Below are 19,333 nucleotides of genomic sequence, written 5' to 3' on the forward strand. Positions count from 1 at the left end.
TTACCATAAAAAAAAGAAATAGATAACTATTCCTTAATCAATCTTACAAAATCCATTTCTTTTTGGTTAAATCTTTGATAGCACCCTTCTTTCAAATCATCAAGGTAAATGCCACCAATTCTTTCTCTCTTTAGGTCGACCACCCTAGACCCTAGGACATCAAACATTCTCCTGATTTGGCGGTTATAACCTTGTCTTATTAGGACCCTATAAGTATTTGCTCCTATATATTTTATCTTCGCATCTGAAGTAAACTCATTGTTGCCTATATCAAGGCCAGTTTCAAACTCTCTTATTTGGTCTTGATCTAAAAGTCTATTAACTTTTACCACGTATTCTTTGCTAATTCCAGAGGATGGATGAGTTAGGGAACTAGTAAAATCACCATCGTTGGTAATTATTAAAAGTCCGTGGCTATCCTTATCAAGCCTACCTGCAGCAAAAAACCTTTGGTCAATATCTATCAAATTATTCAAATCTTTGTCATTGTGGGGATCAAAGTTGCTGGTAATGTAGCCAACTGGTTTGTTTAGCTTATAGTATACATATTCTTCTACTTTTAATATTTCTCCACCAATAGAAACCACATCAGAAGAACTTACTTGGTAACCAAGCTCAGTTAAGACTTTGCCATTAACCTTAACTTTGCCTGCTTTAATCAATTCATCTGCTTTCCTACGTGAACTATAGCCAGACTTGGCTATAAATTTATTTATCCTCATATATATCCTCACTTATATCCTTTATCTCTGGCAATTCTGACAAATCTTTTATATCAAAATATTGCAAAAATAAGTTTGTAGTAACATATATAATTGGTTTGCCAATTTTATCAAGTCTACCATTTTCTCTAATAAGCCCCCTATCAAGCAGATTGTCTATAGTTGTTTGTGAACTTACGCCCCTAATCTTATCTACTTCTGCCCTTGTGATGGGCTGTTTGTAGGCAACAATTGATAGGGTTTCAAGGGCTGATGAAGTAAGCTTTTTGGGACTTTGCTTTACTAGGGATTCAAAATATTTGTCATGTTTTGCTCTTGTTACAAATTGGTAAGAAGAATCAAACTCTTTTATTATAAGTCCACTATCCATAGAATTCCTCTCATCAATCATTTCCCCTAAGGCTATTTTTATTTGATTTTTATCACTATTTTTAATAATCTTGCTTAAATCATCTATATCAATGGGCTGGCCCCATACATATAAGATTTCTTCTATTAAGCCTTTTAGATAATCATTTTCCATATTTCCTACATTCTTTTTTTGATGTGAAATTTGTTCCCATCTTTTTGAAACAAATATATTTCCTTTAGTTTAAAAAGTTCTAATAGAGCCAAAAAACTTGCTATGCATTCTGCCTTGGAGTGGATATTATTAATTATAAGATCAAGTCTTAAGTCTCCTCTTATTTCCAAAGCTTTCCTATAGTTGCCTATATAATCATTGATATCTGGCAAGCTTACTATTTCAACTTTCTTATTATTCTCTGGCTCTTCATTTAGCCTATTTAACAACTTTTCAAATTGTTTGGCAAGTATTCTTACATCCTTTGCTATTATTTGATCAGAAGTTTCAAACTGTGATAAGTCTTCTTGGTATTTGGAATGAATTTTGGAAGCTTCCTCTTCCAAGTATTTCAAATCATCCTGGACAGATTTGATTTTCTTGTATTCTATAAGATAGGATATAAAATCTTCTTCCAGGTCATCTTCGTCATCTTTTGGCAAAAGTTTGTTTGACTTTATGCTAAGAAGTACTGAAGCAATGTAAATAAATGAACTTATGTCATCAATTTCTCTATCAAGCTTTTCTATCCCAAGAAGATACTTATTTGTAATATCACCTAAGTTTATATCATATATATCTATCTTTTCTTTTTCTATTAATTTTAATAGCAAATCAAAAGGGCCTTCAAAGCCCTCAAATTCAACATTTAAATTCATTTGTTTCTGTGATTTACTGCATGTAGTACTGCAATAATTGTCTTGGCATCAGTGATTTCACCATTTAAAACCATCTCATATAAGTCATCTATTGGAAAAGATTCTGCATGCAAAAATTCATCTTCATCCAAGTCCAATTTTGACTCTACAAGTTCATGAGCTTCGAAAAATGACAGTTTATCATTGGTAAATCCTGGAGATGCGTACATGGTAAATAAGAAGTCAATCTTTTCTGGGTAATAGCCTATTTCTTCTTGAAGTTCCCTTTTTGCTGTCTCTATTGGTGCTTCATTGCTTTCTACTAGACCTGCAGGTATTTCTAGCATTACCTTATCGACTGCTATCCTATATTGACTAACCATCCAAAGTCTATCATCTCCATCATAAGCTATGATTCCAACACCTTTTTGGTGGTCAACTATCTCTCTTTTGGAATATTTTTTGTTTTGAAGTTCTACAGTATCAACTCTAAGCTTTAATATTTTACCATCATATATGGTATCTGATTTGATTGATTTCTCGTAAAATTTATCTTCGGTCATTTCTTAACTCCTCTGCCATTGTTAGCATTTCCCTTGCCGAATGTAAGGTAATATCAGTAATATTTACTCCACCTATTAATCTTGAGATTTCTTCTACTCTCTTTTCGTCTTCAATTTTTTCCGTTTTTGATATTGTAAAATCACCTTCATCATTTTTTGTAATCAAAATGTGATTTTGTGCCAAAGCCGCTATTTGAGGCAAGTGGCTGATAGATATTACCTGTCTTTTCTTTGATAGATCTAGGATTTTCTCTCCTACCACTTGAGCCGTCCTACCAGAAATCCCAGTATCTATCTCATCAAATATCATTGTATCAACATTATCAAAGTCTGCAAATATTTCCTTAAAAGCAAGCATAATCCTTGATATTTCACCACCAGAAGCTGTGGCAGAAAGTGATTTTAGCTTCTCTCCCTTGTTTGTTCTGATTAGGAAATCTACATCATCATAACCTGTCATATCAATATGGTCTTTTTTTGAAAATTCTATCTTAAAAAGTCCATTTTTGATATTTAATTCTCTAATAGAAGTATTAATTGCTTTTTCTAAGATCTTGCTTTTTTTAAGACGAATTTCATGTAGTTTACTTGCATATATGTCAAGCTTCTGGTCTATTTCTTTTATTTTTTGGTCTTTACTTAAGCGTAGGCTTTCTATCTCATCTAGTTCTTTTAATCTACTTGAGATTTCATCATAATACTTTATTATCTCTTCTATACTTTGCCCATATTTACGCTTTAGATTAAACAATACTTGCATCAGCTCTTCAAGTTCTTTTTCTCTTTCTGGATCACCTATTAGGCTTTCTTCGTAGAGATCCATATCAGAATATAGGTCATTGATTTCATCATTTATAGCAGAAAGTCTATCATAAAAATCACTAATTTTCTTATCAATATTAGTGAAATTTGATATCTCAGAAAGAGAAGCTCCTAGCATACTTGTAAGTGACTGTTGGTCATAATCAGTAGAATCAAGTATAGATTTAGCCGCTCCAATGGCAGTTCTTAAATCGTTTATGTTGTTTAGTTTCTTATACTCTTCATCGATTTCTTCTTCATTTATAGAAAAAAGATCAATGGCCTCAATTTCTTCAATTTGATACTTAATCAAATCTCGCTCTCTTTGGATTTCCTCGTCAGTTAGATTGAGATTTGCAAATTTTACTAAATAATCATTTTTTTGATTATTTAAAGCCTTTATCATTTTTCTTAAATCGGAAGTTTCTTTGTCATTAGAGTAGTTATCTATGAGGTAAATATAATTTGCCTTGTTCATAAAGGCATTTGAATCACCCTGGTTATATATATCGATTAATATAGGTGAGATTTCTCTTAGAATGGTTAAATTCGCCACTCTACCGTTAATCCTAAGAGTGGACGATTTTGGAGTAATGGTCCTATTTACTATAAGTTTGTTGTCATTTTCATCAAATAAAACAGTATTATTTTCTAGTATTTTCTTAGTTTCTTCATCAACTATAAAAATACCTTCAATAGTTGTTGAGTCAGCAAAACGACCAACAATATCCTTGTTAGCCTTTTTTCCCAATAACAAATTGATGGCTTCAAGTATGAGGGATTTACCAGATCCGGTCTCTCCAGTTAGTACATTAAAGCCATCTTCAAAAAATATGTGATTTCTTTTTATAATTACAAAATTATCTATAAAAAGCTCAGCTAACATTATCTAACCATGTCCCTCAAATCTTCTATTAATTCATCTAAGCGATCGAAATCTTTTGGCGTTATAAATATAGTATCAATTCCTGTAACCATACCCGCTACATTTTCAAGCTTAGAATTTGTAATATACTGGCCGCATACTGTAGCACAATATGATATAGTTTTTATGACACATAATTGAGCTGATTTTTCAACTGAAAGTACTGATTCCTTGAAAATTTTTTCCATTCTCTCATTTAAGGTATCGTATACGGTGTCGACAACTGTATATTTGTACTCATAATCGTCAGTTTGAACTTTGGATATCCTGAGTTCCTTTATATCTCTTGAAATTGTAGCCTGAGTGGCATCAACTCCATGGTCTTTTAGCATATCCGATAATTGTGATTGTGTTTTGACCTCATTATTTTGTATAATATCAAGAATAAGTCTTTGTCTAGTGTATTTTTTCATATGTAATCCTTAATTGTTACGATTTGTAAGGTAATCAACAAGGTATAAGAGAAATTCATTATCATCAAAGTGACTAATATTCTCCTTGGCCTTTTTATTAATATCATAAAGCAAATCTAAAGCTTCATTTCTACTAATAAGATTTAAAATATTTAATTCATCTTGGTAATTTTCTTCTAGTAAATCATCTTGAATTTGGAAAGCTAAACCTAAATTACTTGCATATTGATCCAGATTTCTAAAGTCTTTTGCCCTATTTTCTTTGAAATTATTGTCGCTTGCCAAGGCTGCACCGATGATTGCTGCCCTAAATAAATCGCTAGTCTTTTTTTCATAGACAAGGAGCAAATAATCCAAATCTACAATCTCATGGCTTCTTATGTCTAATACTTGGCCATAAATCATATTTTTGTAGCCAGCCATCTCCATAAGTAAGGATGCAGGATATATGTAAGTAGAATCCTCCTTGCAAATTTCAAATAAAGTGTGGCTTGCCTCTGTGATTAGAGCATCTCCTGTCAAAATAGCTATGTCTTCACCAAATTTTTTATGGCAAGAGTATTCTCCTCTTCTGTAATCATCATTATCCATAGCTGGTAAATCATCGTGGACTAGGGAATAAGAATGAATCATCTCTAGGCATAGGGCAAATTTTATGTCCTTATCGTTAATATCCTTGCCAAGCATCTTAAGCGTTTCAAAGAAAAGGTTTGGTCTAATCCTTTTGCCAGATCTAACAGCGTAGGTTAAAGGCTCAGATAGATTATATGAATCATCAAAAAAGTCCTTAAACTTTTCATCTATAATTTTTTTGTTGGATAAAAGTGTACTTTCAAAACCTTTCTTATTCATCACTAGCTATAACCTCTATTTTCGCCTTGTAGTCCTTAAGTTGTTCTTGCATTTCCTTGTACAAGCTGTTAGCCTTTTCATAAATTTTGATAGACTCGTCCAGATTATCCTTGTTTTCTTCAAGACTAGTTAAGTATTCTTCCATTTTTTTGAAATTTTTATCTAAAGATTTATCCATCTATCACTACCGCCTTTATAGATCCATCAGAAAATCTAACATCAATCTTATCACCTTCATTTAATGAGTATTTTGAATAAATAGGCACATTATTATCATCGAAAATTCCTATATTTTTCTTTCTGATATGTAATATTCTATCAGCTGATTTTAGTCTGCTTTCGACCATACTTAGCCTCTGCTCATTATAAGTTAAGTTATTTATAATAGCTTTATCTAAAGATTTTTTGATATTAGTAATCTCTTTTTCTTTAACTTTGATATCATTTTGTGGATTGAAAGATTTAAGTTTACTTTCTAGAGCCATCAACTTTAGCGACCTTATCTCTACTATCCTATCTACCATATCTTTCATCTGAGTCAAAAGACTTTTACTGTCCTTAGCTATATTCGCATAATTTGCAATAATATATGACCCAGCTTCTGTTGGGGTTTGCAAAGATAAGTCTGCGACTAAATCCAAAAGAGTGCTATCAATCTTATGCCCTATGGCAGATATAATTGGAGTTTTGGCTTTGAAAACTTCCTCTATGATATCCTTGTCGTTAAAAACTGATAAATCCAAAGAAGAACCACCGCCACGGGTGATTACAATCACATCTAAATCCATCATATCAAGTTTTACTATAGCATTTACTATGGCTTGGTATGAGCTTTGTCCTTGGACTTTTACTGGAGCAAGCTTGATATCTATATCATTTGCCTTTTGGTTTATTACTGACAGAAAGTCTACAACAGCAGCCCCATCAGCCGATGTTATTAAACCAACGTTTTTTGGATACTTTGCTATTTCTTTCTTTTTATCTAAATCAAAAAAACCCCTTTTCTTGAAGTCTTCTTTCATTTTTAAAAACTTTAGATATTCTTCAGAAAGGCCTTTTTCCTCTATGGTGCTGACAGCAATATTGATTCTCGATGAATAGTTATTTAAGTTGAGATTACCCTTAACCAAAACGTCTATACCATCAGTAAAAGTAAAATCTATGTCCTTATCTTCATAGTAAAATATAACACAGTCAATGACATCATATCCTTCCTTTAGGGAAAAATATATGTGGTTGCCGTTATATTTTATATTTGATAGGGTCCCTGTGATATAGACTTTGGTGAAAAATGGATCGTGCTTTATGCTTGTTTTAAAATACTCATTAAATTGTCTAACTGTAAGGGCTTTAAGCATCAGTTCTTACAATCTTTCCTAAAATAGAATTTATCATTTGATAATCCATCTGGTTGCTATAGGTCTTTGCTAGTTCTACTGCCTCATTTATAGAAACTTGATGAGGAATATCCATAAAATAAATTTCATTTACAGATAAAAAAAGAATAGCTTTTTCCACCTTGGACAAACGATTGTAGCGTTTCTTACTAGCATTTTTAATAATTTCTTCAATTTTTTCATAATTTTCATTATAAGATTTCAAAGAATTGATGATGAATTCTTCCCCATCCAAGTCGTGGTTATTTAGGGATTGTTCAACATCTTCTATTTTATTAATGCTATCTTCAAAAATTAGCTTAAAAACCCAATCTCTTTGCTCTGTTCTATTCATTAGATTTCTAGTTTCGCTATATTAACATTGACACGTCCAACAGATATTCCAGTCATAGTTTCAATAATTCTAATCACATTTTCTTGGATATCTTTTACAGTTTTTCTCACATTTACATTCTTATTAAGAAAAACTGTAAGGTCAATATTAAGCTTATCTTCAATAAATCCTATACTTGCCTTAGGATCTTGGTTTTGAAGGTTAATCTTATTGGTAGAGTCATCGCTGTTATGTACTCCATTGATTTCTTTACAAGCTCTAATAGCCAATTGATCTAATATTTCATTGGCAATTTTAACTTGTCCATGTCTAAATGTATTAGCCATTATTTTCTCCTTAAACTCTGGATAAATAATCTCCAGTTCTTGTGTCTATTTTGATTGTGTCGCCTTCATTTACAAACACTGGTACGTTAACAACTGCTCCTGTTTCAACTGTTGCTGGTTTTGTAACGTTCGTTGCAGTATCACCCTTGATACCTGGTTCAGTTTCAATTACTGCTAGCTCAACAAAGTTTGGTGCAACAACATCAAATGGTTTACCTTGGTAAATTCTCATAGTAACTGTATCATTTTCACGAACGTATTTAATAGCTTCTTCAACTGTTTCATAGTCTAGACCAATTTGTTCAAAGCTTTCTGGGTCCATGAAATAATATAATTGACCGTCATTGTATAAATATTGCATTTCTTTTGTTGTAATAACAGCATTTTCAAATTTTTCATTTGGGTTAAATGTTACATCCTTAGCGCCGCCGTTCATTACTGATCTAATCTTTGCACGAACAAAAGCTGCTCCCTTGCCTGGTTTTACGTGTTGGAAATCAACCACTTGGTAAACATCATTATCATAAACAAAGGTTACACCTTTTCTTAAATCATTTGCAGAAATCATAAATCCTCCTAATATTTTCTTACATTATTATACCATATGACCTATGGCTTTGAAAACTTTGTTAACTTAATTTACCCAATTTTATATAAATCATTGAAAATATATACATTATTAGGGTATATATCAAGTATGAAAACACTAGCAATTATTTCTGAATTCAATCCATTTCATAACGGACACGAATATCTATTAAAAAAATCAAAAGAGCTAACAAAAGCAGACTTAGCCATAAGCCTAATGAGTGGAGATTTCGTCCAGAGAGGAGAGCCTGCTATCGTTGATAAATTCTCCAGGGCTGATATGGCTATGATGGCTGGCTTTGATATGGTCGTTGAGATGCCTATCCACATATCTTTACAGTCAGCCGAATATTTTGCTCTTGGATCTGTTAAAATCCTCGATAAATTAAATGTAGACTACCTCTGCTTTGGTATAGAAAATATGGAGCCTAATGATTTTTTAGAAAAAGCTAACCTGCTATTGGAAAAAGAACATCTCTTAGAAGAGCTTACAAAAAAACATTTAGAAAATTCTTCCTTTACAAAGGCAAGATATGACGCAACTGTTGAGGTTTTAGGAGATGATGGCTTTATAACTTCTAATAATATCCTCGCCTTAGAATATATGAGAGCTATAAGAAAGATTGCTTCTTCTATGACTCCTATGCCTATCAAGAGAATCTCATCAGCTAATTCTGATACTGATTTACTTGATAGCAAAATTTCTTCATCAACTGCTATCCGCAATAACATACTTACCAATTACAAAGACCATGTCCCAACCTATGTCTATGAACTAATAGAAGAAAGCAAAAAATCTTTTGGCCTTCCAAATATGGATATCATTTATGACATATTTAGATTTTTGCTATTATTAGAAAGACGTCCAATGGAAGGGGTATTGGCATATGAAGAGGGATTAGAAAACTATCTGACTAAAGTTTGTGAAAATAACCATAGTTTTTCTAGCTTTATTATAGATGCTACAAACAAAAGATACACCTCATCTAGGATAAAAAGGTTGTTGATAAATTATATTTTGGAGAATCGATCTACATTTAATGCCTATGACATCAATTTCTACAAGGTCCTATCCTTTAATAAAAACGCAGAGCTTATCTTTAAGAATTCATCAAGCAAGCCTGTAATAAGAAAAAAAGATTATGATAATCTTTCCATCACAGACCAAATGATTTTATCACAAATGGTTGACGGATCAAATCTATACAGCTTATGTCAAAAAAGAGATTTTAACTTAGATTACAAGACAAAAATAAGACGCTATTAGGAATTTCCTAAATGCGTCTTTGTTTTTATCTAGATTCTAAAATACTTCTTCTGTTTTTCTCTAATTGTTGAGCTAGAGTGCTGAAGTTTTCAGCTGATGAAGAGAATAGTTTGTCGATGTATTCGTATGATTGTTGACGAAGTTTGTTTGCTTCTGTAGCTGCTTCTTGTAAGATTCTATCAGCTTCAGCCCTTGCTTGTTGAGTGATTTCGTGGTCAGAAATCATCTTTTGATATTGATTTTTAGCTTGATCTTTGAATTGAGAAATTTCTTTGTCAGTTTGTTCAAGTCTTCTCTTTGCTTCTGCTTCTGCTTCACCGATTATTCTATCTTTTTCTTGATAGGTCCACTCAGCTTGTTTGATTTCTTGTGGTAAGGAATCTTTCATCTCAGCAAGAATTTCGTAAATTTCATCTGGATCTACTGATACTTTTCTAGAAAAAGGTACAGCAGATGCCTCATCCATTACATCTTCCATTTCGTTGATCAATTGTGTTAAAGTACTAGCCATTTTGCCCCCCTCTTAGTAATTATATTTTTCTTTCAATCTTTTTTCTACATTTTTTGTTACAAATGGTGATATATTGCCTTTAAAACTTGCTACTTCCTTGACTCCGCTTGAACTAATGAATGAGTAATTTGTATTAGCAAGCAAGAATATAGTTTCTAGGCCCTCATACAAGGATGAATTTATCCTAGCTATATTTTTCTCATATTCGTAGTCAGCAACAAGTCTTAGACCCCTAGCAATAATTTTGCAATTTTCTTCTTTTGCAAAGTTTACCAAAAGTCCATCAAAGGATTTGATAGTCACATTTGTAATATCGTTGGCTATTAATTCTTCTTTAATCATTTCTTCTCTTTCACTAAGAGTAAAAAGTGATTTTTTATCTTCATTTATTAGAATTGCAACAATCACTTCATCAAACATATTGTCTAGTCTTTTTATGACATCTATATGTCCAAGTGTAAGTGGATCGAAGCTTCCTGGGTATATTACTTTCATTTTGTGTAAAAGTTTACTATCTTCCTTCCGTATTTTTTCTCTTTTAAAAGGTTAATATCATATTTATCATCAAGCTTTAATTCTTTATCTGATTCTGTTATTATTATACCATCCTCGCTTAACAATTCATAACTAATGATAAGATTTATGGCCTCATCATAAAATTCTGTATAGTAAGGAGGGTCCAAGTATATATAGTCAAAATATAAACCCTTGGATTTGTAAGCTTCCAAGGCTTTTTTAAAATCTAGTTTTGTAAGTTCAAATTTATCTGTCTTAAGTTTCCCCAGGTTTTCTTCTATGATTTTATAAGAATTGCGATCTTTCTCATTAAAATAAACCTTACTTAGGCCCCTTGATATGAATTCTATACCCATTTGTCCACTTCCTGCAAACAAATCTAGAGCAAGACCATCTGTTTTCATTGGAAAAAGCATATCAAAAATAGCTTCTTTTACCTTACTCTCTGTTGGTCTTGTGGTATTTGATTTTGGTGCCTTTAGGTTAAAACCCTTGTATATACCTGAAACAACTCTCATTAATTTAATATTATCCTTTTATCTTCTTTAAAAAACTTTTCAATGTAAGAAAAATTTACATCTTTATAATCATTAGCTTTTATATATTCTAAAATTTCAAAACTCTTATCAACTTCAGCCTGATTCATTGATAGATATTCAATCTGGTTGAGATTTCTACCGTGTTGGATGGCGGATAAAATTTTACCACCTCCACGCAAATCGTAGTCTTTTTTAGCTATATCAAACCCATTTTCATTGCCTACTAAGATATTGAGCTTAGAATTATTATCCACATTCTTGCTTATTAGATAACAATAAGAATCATATGGTCCACGACCTACCCTACCCCTTAGCTGGTGGAGGGATGATAGACCAAAATGATTTGCATTGTATATGACCATAGTGTTGGCATTTGCTACATCTATCCCTACTTCTATAACCGTTGTTGATATTAGTATATCAATTTTACCATCAGCAAAATCTTTTAAAGTCTTGTCCTTATCACTTGCCTTCATATCTCCATGAAGTTTCTTGATGATTTTAGATTTAAAAACTTTTTTATATCTCTTATATAAATTTTCGACGCTATTTTTATCATCAGAATCGATATTATTTGATACTACATATACTTGTCTACCTTGGGATAGGTTAGCATCTATCTCTTCAAACAAAATCTTTTCCATAGACTGGGCTATTACTTTGGTTGTGATTGGTTTTCTTCCTTTAGGAAGTTCAGTAATCATTGATAAATCCAAGATTTTGGCAAGCCTAAGGCTTATGGTCCTTGGTATTGGTGTCGCTGTCATAGAAAGGTAGTTGACACCATCTGCTTTTAGGCCAAGTTCTTGCCTTTGATTGACCCCAAATCTATGTTGCTCATCATTTATTACAAGTTTTAGATTTTTAAAAATAACATCATCTTGGATAAGGGCATGGGTACCTATAATTATATCAACCTTTCCATCTGCCAAATCCTTTTTGATCTTCTCTTTATTTCTGCTAGATCCCGTCAAAACTTGGGCTTTTAGTCCTAAACTTTCAATCAAGCCCAAATTTTTTTCAAATTGTTGGATGGCTAAGACCTCAGTTGGAACCATCATTGCTGATTGGTAGCCATTTAGACCAAAGACTATCATGGCAATAATTGCAATTATAGTTTTGCCTGATCCTACATCGCCAATCAAAAGCCTATTCATAACTAAATTGCTTGAACAATCGAATAGAATTTCTTTTAGGGCTATCAATTGAGACCTAGTTAAATCAAATCCTATATGACTTAATATATCATCTAAATTATATGAAAGTCCCAAATCTTGGCTTTTCTCAAATCTCTTGCTAATGTAGTCTATATAGACAAGGTCTTTGGCAAAATCCAATACCTTTAGCTCTGATTTTGCTTTCATAAGCTTATCTATATCGCTAGGCTTGTGGATTTCTAATAAGTTATTATATTTAGAAGAAAATTTAAAATTATCCAGTATGGTTTTTCCAAAAATCTCTTCATCTTCCTCATAATTTTTTAGGGATTCGCCTATAAAACTCGAAATGTTTTTTTGGCTTAAACCCTTTGTAAGAGGATAAATTGGAATTATTGCCCCAATATTATCATCATTAAGATCACAAGTTATTGGATTGATAGCTTCAAAAGTGCCATTTTCAAATTTTATTTTGGTAAAAAACTTATAAGTCTCGCCATTTTTAAATTTAGTCGGTGTAAATCTATCATTAAAATAAATGATCTTTATCTTATCATTTGTATCTGGCTCAATGGCATAAATATATGATATAAAGCCGTTTTTTGTCCTGTTTTGATATAGCCTACTTGCTATTTGCCAGATGAAATAATACTTAACATCTTCCCTAACATTTGGAATAACGCCCCTATTTCTCCTATCTTCAAAAGAAGTTGGATAGTAATTATATAAGTCACTGATATTATGAATATCAATTTTAGCTAATAAGTCTTTTTTCTTTGGACCAATTCCCTTTAAATCAGTAAGTTCCATTATTCAATTGTGATTGTGTAATAATAGACTGGTTGACCACCGTAAACTAATTCTATATCAACTTCTTTAAACTTTTTGCCTAGTTTCTTGCACAAGTCTTTTGCGTTTCTTTTTTCTATTTCTTCACCATAATATATTGTCACAAGTGAAGAGTCTTGATAATCTTCTAAGGCTTTTTGTAAAGTTTTTTCTACTGATTTTTCCAAGTCTTTTTCACTTGCCAAAATTTTGCCGTCTAGAATTCCTAGATAATCGTCTTTTTTGATTTCAACTCCTGATACAGAAGTATCTCTAATTGATATAGAAAATTCTGCCACATGAACATCTTCAATGGCTTCTTGCATATTAAGAGCATTTTCTTCTATGCTACTATCTTCGTCAAATTCAAGCATAGCAGTAAAGGTCTCAGGTATTGACCTAGTTTCTATAACAATTGCATTTTTATCTGTTATGTCGCAAGCTTGTTTAGCGCTCATTATTATGTTCTTGTTATTTGGGAAGATAATAATATTTTCAGCATTAATCCTATCCAAAGAATTATATATATCCTCTGTGGAAGGATTCATAGTTTGGCCACCAGAAATGATTTCATCTATCCCCATGCTTTCTAAAATCGCATCGTATCCCTCACCACGGCTAACTGCTATGAAACCATATTTCTTTTGAGGAGCTGATTTTAATTTTTCTTTTCTTTCTTGGTCAGCTTTAAGGTTAAGAAGCTCAGCTTTTATCACTACACCATCAACTGTAAGCATTTGTAATAAGCCAAAAACATTATCAGTTGTAAGTTTTATTTTTAATATATCATCTTCATAAGAAGAATCGCTAACATTTGCCAAAGATTCTACAGATTCCATACAATGTTGGTAAGAATTTTCGTCTATCGCTATTTCAATATTTAATTGATATTGTAAATCTTCTTTATCAGCTTTGCTATCCTTAATTTCGTTAATATCAATATCGCTATTTAGGGCAGAAAATGCACCCTTAAGAAGTATTATTAATCCTTGACCACCAGAATCCACTACTCCAGCTTCTTTTAGTACTGGAAGTTGATTTGGTGTATTATCTAGGGCCTTTTGTCCTTCTGCTATAATCTCATATAGGTATTGGTCAAAGGATATGTCATCGCTATAAATTTCAGCTGCCTTATCAGTCATTTTTTGGCTAACTGTCAATATAGTACCTTCAGTAGGTTTCATTACTGCCTTGTATGCAGTTTGATTAGCTATATCAAAGATTTCCTTGATATCTGCTGTTGTAATCTTATCCTTACCTTTAGTTGCTTTTGATAGACCGCGAACCAATTGGGATAAAATTACTCCTGAGTTGCCACGAGCTCCCATAAGAGTTCCTTGAGATAGAGCCTTTGTAATATCTCCTACACTTGCATTTGATAGGCCGTTTACCTTATCAACACCTGATCTCATTGTCATGGTCATATTTGTTCCTGTGTCCCCATCTGGTACTGGGAATACATTCAGGTCATTTACTAATTGTTTATTCTCATCTAACAATTCATAAGCTCCAATTATCATCTGTTGGAGTTTATTTGCATCAATTTCTCTCATATTTACTACTCACCAATTCCTTGAACTAATATATTCACTTCCTTAACTCTAACATTAAGTGATTTTTCCACCTTGTATTTTACATTATCAATTATGTTTTGGCTAACTACTGCTATTCTAACTCCATATAAGATAAATATGGATATATAAATACTTATAGTTCCATCATCATTTTTTTGTATTTGAACACCCTTGCTCATATTATCTAATCTCAAAAGTTCATAGATATCATCTTTAGCTGAACGGCGTGCAAGGCCAACTACTCCATAAGATTCCATAACTGTTGCTGCAACTATATTTGCAAGCACAGAATCATCTATTGTAACCTTACCATAATTATTGACATATTTGATAGCCATGCTACCTCCTTATTTGAACTTATACATTTATTTAATATTATACCATAATTTTATTTATAAATTTTAAAGCTAATATGAATCAGAACTACCAGCTTAGCTGGTAGTTTCCACAGCGCCTATAAGGCGCGAATACCGGCACGCCCCTACTGGGGCTCCGAGTATTATCTCCACATGCACCACTTTCGCAGCTTCTGCTTAAGCAGTTTATTTATTGCTTCTTTTTACTGACTCTCCCGTAAACGGGTCATAGTATTCCTTGATACTTATTTGATCCGCATAATAGTCTTCTTTTAGTTGATTTTGTATATATTCTTTTATCATTTTTTCATTGCGACCTACTGTATCAACATAGTAACCTCTACACCAGAAATGTCTATTACCATATTTATATTTTAAATTTGCATGGCGATCAAATATTATTAGCGAACTTTTTCCTTTTAGATAGCCCATTATTTCTGATATGCTATATTTGGGTGGTACTTCTATCAGCATATGTACATGGTCTATGCATAGTTCTGCTTCTATTATATTTATGCCTTTTCTTTGACACAGTTCTCGTAATATTTGCCCTATGTCTTTTTTTAGTTTCCCGTATATTTCTTGTCTTCTAAATTTCGGTGCAAATACTATGTGATATTTACATCTCCATTTTGTATGTGATAAACTATTCTTGTCCATTAAATTCTCCTTGTTTTTATTGTGCATGTGGTTATCACAATTATATATCAAGCGAGAATTTTTTGGCTTGAAGCTAAAGCTAAATTCCTCCACCTGCAGAGCAGGTGGTTTTTTGTTTCGCTCACATTCGTTCGCTCAACTCACTTAAGTGAACAACAACAAAAAAAATCGCCAAATGAATGGCGACTTTTTCTTAATATTTATTCTTATTTTCCAGCAAGTCTTTTGTATGTCTCGTATCTTTCTTTAGCAGCTTTTTCTGCTTCAGCATACAATTCATCAGCGCTTTCTGGGAATGATCTCTTAAGTGATGAGTATCTTACTTCACCTTGAATAAATTCTTGGAAGGACTCAGATGGTTCTTTAGAATCTAATTGGAATGGATTCTTACCTTCGTCAGCTAGACGTGGGTCGAATCTCCATAAGTGCCAGTAACCAGCTTCTACAGCTTGTTTTTCTCTGTATTGTGATTTGCCCATACCCATTCTGATACCGTGGTTGATACATGGAGCATAGCAAATGATTAGAGATGGTCCATCATAGCTTTCAGCTTCTTTGATAGCCTTTAATGTTTGGTTTTGGTTAGCACCCATAGCAACTTGAGCTACATAGATATAACCATAAGTTGTCATCATTAGACCAAGGTCTTTTTTACGTACTTTCTTACCAGAAGCGGCAAATTGTGCTACTGCTGATAATGGTGTTGATTTAGATGATTGTCCACCTGTATTTGAGTAAACTTCTGTATCAAATACTAGGATGTTGATGTTTTCACCACTTGCTAATACGTGGTCAACTCCACCAAATCCGATATCGTAGCTCCATCCGTCACCACCAAAGATCCACATAGATTTTTTAATCATGTAGTCTTTTAGGTTTAGAATCTTATTAACTAGGTCAGATGCTTCTTCACCTTCAACTTTTTCATCTTGAAGTGTTAATATCTTAGCTGTTGCTTCTTTAGATTTTGCAACATCATCTTTTCCTTCAACCCACATCTTGAATGCTTCGTTAAATGGAGATTCAATACCTAGGTCTAGGAATTTGTTCATGTAGCTTTCTAGTAGGTGAGCATTTGATTCTGCTGCAAGTTTCATACCATAACCGTATTCAGCTGCATCTTCAAATAGTGAGTTACCCCAAGCTGGACCCTTACCTGTTTCAAGGTTTTTGGTGTAAGACATAGCTGGTGCACTTGCTCCCCAGATTGATGAACATCCTGTAGCATTTGCAATGTACATTCTATCACCAAATAGTTGAGTAACTAGTTTAGCATATGGTGTTTCACCACAACCTGCACATGCGCCAGAGAATTCTAGTAATGGTTGTTTGAATTGGCTACCTTTAAGTGTCATATCATCCATTACATCTTCTTTATATCCAACTTCTTCGTGAGCGTATGTCCAGTTGTCTTTTTGGTTTTCTACTTGTTCTTCGAATGGTTTCATTAGAAGAGCTTTTTGTGGAGCTGGACAGATATCAGCACAGTTACCACAACCTGTACAGTCTAGTGGAGATACTTGAATTCTAAATTCATATTCATCCATGCCCTTACCAATAGCTTTCTTTGTTTCAAAGCCTTCTGGTGCATTTGCTTTTTCGTCAGCTGTTACTAAGAATGGTCTGATTACAGCGTGTGGACAAACAAATGAACATTGGTTACATTGGATACAGTTATCTATTTGCCATTCTGGTACATTTAGAGCTATACCACGTTTTTCGTGTGCTGTTGTACCTGATGGGAATTCACCATTTTCAAGGTCTAGGTCTGTAAATGCAGAAACTGGGATTTGATCTTCTTTTTGTTCAATCATTGGTCTTAAAATGTTTTTAACAAATTCAGACATTTCTACTTCTTCTTTTTCAGGATCTACTGCATTTGCCCAGCTTTCTGGAACTTCTACTTTGTGAGCTGCATTTAGTCCTGCATCAACAGCTGCATAGTTCATGTTAACTATGTCATCACCCTTGTGACCATAAGATTTAACTATAGAGTCTTTTAGGTATCCAACTGCTTCTTCAATTGGAAGAACTTTTGATAGGTTGAAGAATGCTGATTGCATGATCATGTTTGTTCTTGAACCTAGTCCAATTTCTTGAGCAATGTGGCTTGCGTCGATGATGTAGAAATCAATGTTGTGTTCTACAATATATTTTTTGATTGATGCTGGTAAGTGTTGGTCAAGTTCTTCTTCACTCCATACGCAGTTAAGTAGGAATGTACCACCATCTTTAAGTCCAGCTAAAAGATCATATTGGTGAACATATGCTTGTTTTGAACAAGAAATGAAATCAGCTTCATCAAGTAGGTATGTTGATCTGATTGGATCTTTACCAAATCTTAAGTGAGATACTGTTAGACCACCTGATTTTTTAGAGTCATAGTCAAAGTATCCTTGTGCATACATTGGTGTGTTATCGCCGATGATTTTGATAGCTTGTTTGTTAGCACCAACAGTACCGTCTGAACCGAATCCCCAGAATTTACATCTTGTTGTTCCTTCTTGACGTACTTTGAAATCATCTCTTTCTAGAGATGTGTTTGTAACATCATCTGTGATTGCCAATGTGAAATGATCTTTAGTATTTTCGCTTCTTAGGTTATCAAATACTGCTTTAACATCAGCAGGAATTGTATCTTTACCAGCAAGACCATAAACACCACCATAAACTTCTGGAGCGTCTTCCACACCGTAGAATACTGATTTAACATCTAGGTATAGTGGTTGGCCTTCTGCACCTTTTTCTTTTGTTCTATCAAGAACAGCGATTTTCTTAACTGTATTTGGAATAGCTTTTAGTAAGTGTTCTTTTGAGAATGGTCTGTATAGGTGAACTTCTACTAAACCTACTTTGTATCCGTCTTCTAGTAATACATCGATTGTTTCTCTAGCTGCTTGGTTGAATGAACCCATTGCTACGATTACTTGTTCTGCATCATCAGCACCATAGTAGTTGAATAGTCCATAGTTTGTTCCAAGTAAGTCGTTTACTTGATTCATGTATTCTTCTACAATGCCAATAATTTCTTCGTATGCATGGTTAGAAGCAACTGTTCTTTGGAAGAATGTATTCTTTTCAGCTGTACCCATGTGTTTTGGTCTTTCTGGGTTAAGTGAATTGTTTTTGAATGCATCAACAGCATCAAAGTCTACAAATTCTTTTAATGTATCGTAGTCCCAAACTTCGATTTTTGATACTTCATGGCTTGTTCTAAATCCATCAAAGAAGTTAATAAATGGTAATCTACCTTTGATAGCAGCTGCATGAGCTACTGGAGATAAGTCCATTACTTCTTGAACAGAGTTTGAGCAAAGCATTGCACAGCCTGTTTGTCTAGCTGCCATAACGTCAGAGTGGTCACCATATATAGAAAGAGCGTGTGTTGCTATAGTTCTAGCTGCAACGTGGAATACACCTGGTAATCTTTCTCCAGCAATTTTGTACATATTTGGGATCATTAGTAATAATCCTTGGCTGGCTGTATATGTAGTAGTTAGTGCTCCAGCTGCAAGTGAACCGTGTACTGCTGCAGCAGCGCCTGCTTCAGATTGCATCTCTTTTACGATTACTTCTCTATCGAAAACATTCTTACGGCCATTAGCAGACCATACGTCTACTGATTCTGGCATTGGTGAAGATGGAGTGATTGGGTAAATTGTTGCAACATCAGTAAATGCATATGATACGTGAGCTGCAGCGGTGTTACCATCCATAGTCTTCATCGCTCTATTAATTGTCATTAAGACCTCCTAAAAATAATATAAGCTATTATCGTTAACACTACTTTAAGTATAATGATAT

At 33.3% G+C, this 19,333-nt stretch carries 21 protein-coding genes; 1 reads left to right on the plus strand and 20 read right to left on the minus strand.

Going from position 1 to position 19,333, the window contains the following annotated elements; translation table 11 throughout:
- Positions 1-26: 26 nt before the first annotated feature.
- Genes QNH69_RS08385 through efp form a run of 12 tightly spaced genes read right to left on the minus strand, consistent with a single transcriptional unit; the run spans position 27 to position 8,101 of the window.
- On the minus strand, positions 27-722 hold the full coding sequence (locus QNH69_RS08385; protein ID WP_282930031.1) for a pseudouridine synthase: 696 nt from the start codon (positions 720-722) through the stop codon (positions 27-29).
- Positions 709-1,245, minus strand: coding sequence for an SMC-Scp complex subunit ScpB (gene scpB / locus QNH69_RS08390; protein WP_282930032.1), 537 nt, complete (start codon positions 1,243-1,245; stop codon positions 709-711). Before scpB ends, QNH69_RS08385 begins: the two co-directional genes overlap by 14 nt.
- Before the next feature lie 5 nt (positions 1,246-1,250).
- Positions 1,251-1,943 carry a segregation/condensation protein A gene (locus QNH69_RS08395; RefSeq protein WP_282930033.1) on the minus strand — a complete coding sequence of 231 codons (693 nt, stop codon included), beginning with the start codon at positions 1,941-1,943 and terminating at the stop codon, positions 1,251-1,253.
- Positions 1,940-2,485: an NUDIX hydrolase gene (locus QNH69_RS08400; protein WP_282930034.1), complete on the minus strand. Its 546-nt coding sequence runs from the start codon at positions 2,483-2,485 to the stop codon at positions 1,940-1,942. Before QNH69_RS08400 ends, QNH69_RS08395 begins: the two co-directional genes overlap by 4 nt.
- Positions 2,472-4,172 (minus strand): DNA repair protein RecN, encoded by a 1,701-nt coding sequence (recN, locus tag QNH69_RS08405; RefSeq protein WP_282930035.1) that lies wholly within the window; start codon positions 4,170-4,172, stop codon positions 2,472-2,474. The genes QNH69_RS08400 and recN overlap by 14 nt, the downstream gene beginning before the upstream one ends.
- Positions 4,172-4,624 (minus strand): arginine repressor, encoded by a 453-nt coding sequence (argR, locus tag QNH69_RS08410; RefSeq protein WP_044566032.1) that lies wholly within the window; start codon positions 4,622-4,624, stop codon positions 4,172-4,174. The genes recN and argR overlap by 1 nt, the downstream gene beginning before the upstream one ends.
- 9 nt (positions 4,625-4,633) lie before the next feature.
- Positions 4,634-5,476: a polyprenyl synthetase family protein gene (locus tag QNH69_RS08415; RefSeq protein WP_282930036.1), complete on the minus strand. Its 843-nt coding sequence runs from the start codon at positions 5,474-5,476 to the stop codon at positions 4,634-4,636.
- Positions 5,469-5,654 carry an exodeoxyribonuclease VII small subunit gene (gene xseB / locus QNH69_RS08420; RefSeq protein WP_282930037.1) on the minus strand — a complete coding sequence of 62 codons (186 nt, stop codon included), beginning with the start codon at positions 5,652-5,654 and terminating at the stop codon, positions 5,469-5,471. The genes QNH69_RS08415 and xseB overlap by 8 nt, the downstream gene beginning before the upstream one ends.
- A complete protein-coding gene (xseA, locus tag QNH69_RS08425; protein WP_282930038.1) occupies positions 5,647-6,834 on the minus strand; it encodes an exodeoxyribonuclease VII large subunit in 1,188 nt (395 codons plus the stop codon). Before xseA ends, xseB begins: the two co-directional genes overlap by 8 nt.
- Positions 6,827-7,207: a transcription antitermination factor NusB gene (gene nusB, locus QNH69_RS08430; protein WP_282930039.1), complete on the minus strand. Its 381-nt coding sequence runs from the start codon at positions 7,205-7,207 to the stop codon at positions 6,827-6,829. The genes xseA and nusB overlap by 8 nt, the downstream gene beginning before the upstream one ends.
- The gene (locus QNH69_RS08435) at positions 7,207-7,533 is read right to left on the minus strand and encodes an Asp23/Gls24 family envelope stress response protein (protein WP_282930040.1); all 327 of its coding nucleotides are present in this window, start codon (positions 7,531-7,533) and stop codon (positions 7,207-7,209) included. Before QNH69_RS08435 ends, nusB begins: the two co-directional genes overlap by 1 nt.
- A 10-nt stretch (positions 7,534-7,543) precedes the next feature.
- A complete protein-coding gene (efp, locus tag QNH69_RS08440) occupies positions 7,544-8,101 on the minus strand; it encodes an elongation factor P (RefSeq protein WP_044566026.1) in 558 nt (185 codons plus the stop codon).
- Positions 8,102-8,230: 129 nt separating this feature from the next.
- Between efp and QNH69_RS08445 the strand changes: the two genes are divergently transcribed.
- Positions 8,231-9,388: a nucleotidyltransferase family protein gene (locus QNH69_RS08445; protein ID WP_282930041.1), complete on the plus strand. Its 1,158-nt coding sequence runs from the start codon at positions 8,231-8,233 to the stop codon at positions 9,386-9,388.
- 25 nt (positions 9,389-9,413) lie between these two features.
- Here QNH69_RS08445 and QNH69_RS08450 read toward each other — a convergent pair whose 3' ends face one another.
- The 8 genes from QNH69_RS08450 to nifJ form a co-directional block, all read right to left on the minus strand.
- On the minus strand, positions 9,414-9,899 hold the full coding sequence (locus QNH69_RS08450; RefSeq protein WP_044566024.1) for an ATPase: 486 nt from the start codon (positions 9,897-9,899) through the stop codon (positions 9,414-9,416).
- A 12-nt stretch (positions 9,900-9,911) separates the two neighbouring features.
- Positions 9,912-10,394, minus strand: coding sequence for a pantetheine-phosphate adenylyltransferase (gene coaD, locus QNH69_RS08455; RefSeq protein ID WP_282930042.1), 483 nt, complete (start codon positions 10,392-10,394; stop codon positions 9,912-9,914).
- The gene (gene rsmD / locus QNH69_RS08460; protein WP_282930043.1) at positions 10,391-10,933 is read right to left on the minus strand and encodes a 16S rRNA (guanine(966)-N(2))-methyltransferase RsmD; all 543 of its coding nucleotides are present in this window, start codon (positions 10,931-10,933) and stop codon (positions 10,391-10,393) included. The genes coaD and rsmD overlap by 4 nt, the downstream gene beginning before the upstream one ends.
- Entirely contained in the window at positions 10,933-12,921 is a 1,989-nt protein-coding gene (locus QNH69_RS08465; protein ID WP_282930044.1) for an ATP-dependent DNA helicase RecG, read from the minus strand. Before QNH69_RS08465 ends, rsmD begins: the two co-directional genes overlap by 1 nt.
- Positions 12,921-14,492: a DAK2 domain-containing protein gene (locus tag QNH69_RS08470; protein WP_282930045.1), complete on the minus strand. Its 1,572-nt coding sequence runs from the start codon at positions 14,490-14,492 to the stop codon at positions 12,921-12,923. Before QNH69_RS08470 ends, QNH69_RS08465 begins: the two co-directional genes overlap by 1 nt.
- Before the next feature lie 5 nt (positions 14,493-14,497).
- Positions 14,498-14,851, minus strand: coding sequence for an Asp23/Gls24 family envelope stress response protein (locus tag QNH69_RS08475; protein WP_044566019.1), 354 nt, complete (start codon positions 14,849-14,851; stop codon positions 14,498-14,500).
- 204 nt (positions 14,852-15,055) lie between these two features.
- On the minus strand, positions 15,056-15,529 hold the full coding sequence (gene tnpA, locus QNH69_RS08480) for an IS200/IS605 family transposase (RefSeq protein WP_282930046.1): 474 nt from the start codon (positions 15,527-15,529) through the stop codon (positions 15,056-15,058).
- Positions 15,530-15,735: 206 nt separating this feature from the next.
- A complete protein-coding gene (gene nifJ / locus QNH69_RS08485; protein ID WP_282930047.1) occupies positions 15,736-19,272 on the minus strand; it encodes a pyruvate:ferredoxin (flavodoxin) oxidoreductase in 3,537 nt (1,178 codons plus the stop codon).
- Between the last annotated feature and the right edge of the window lie 61 nt (positions 19,273-19,333).

The sequence above is a fragment of the Anaerococcus sp. Marseille-Q7828 genome (genome assembly GCF_949769285.1).
Lineage (GTDB): Bacteria > Bacillota > Clostridia > Tissierellales > Peptoniphilaceae > Anaerococcus.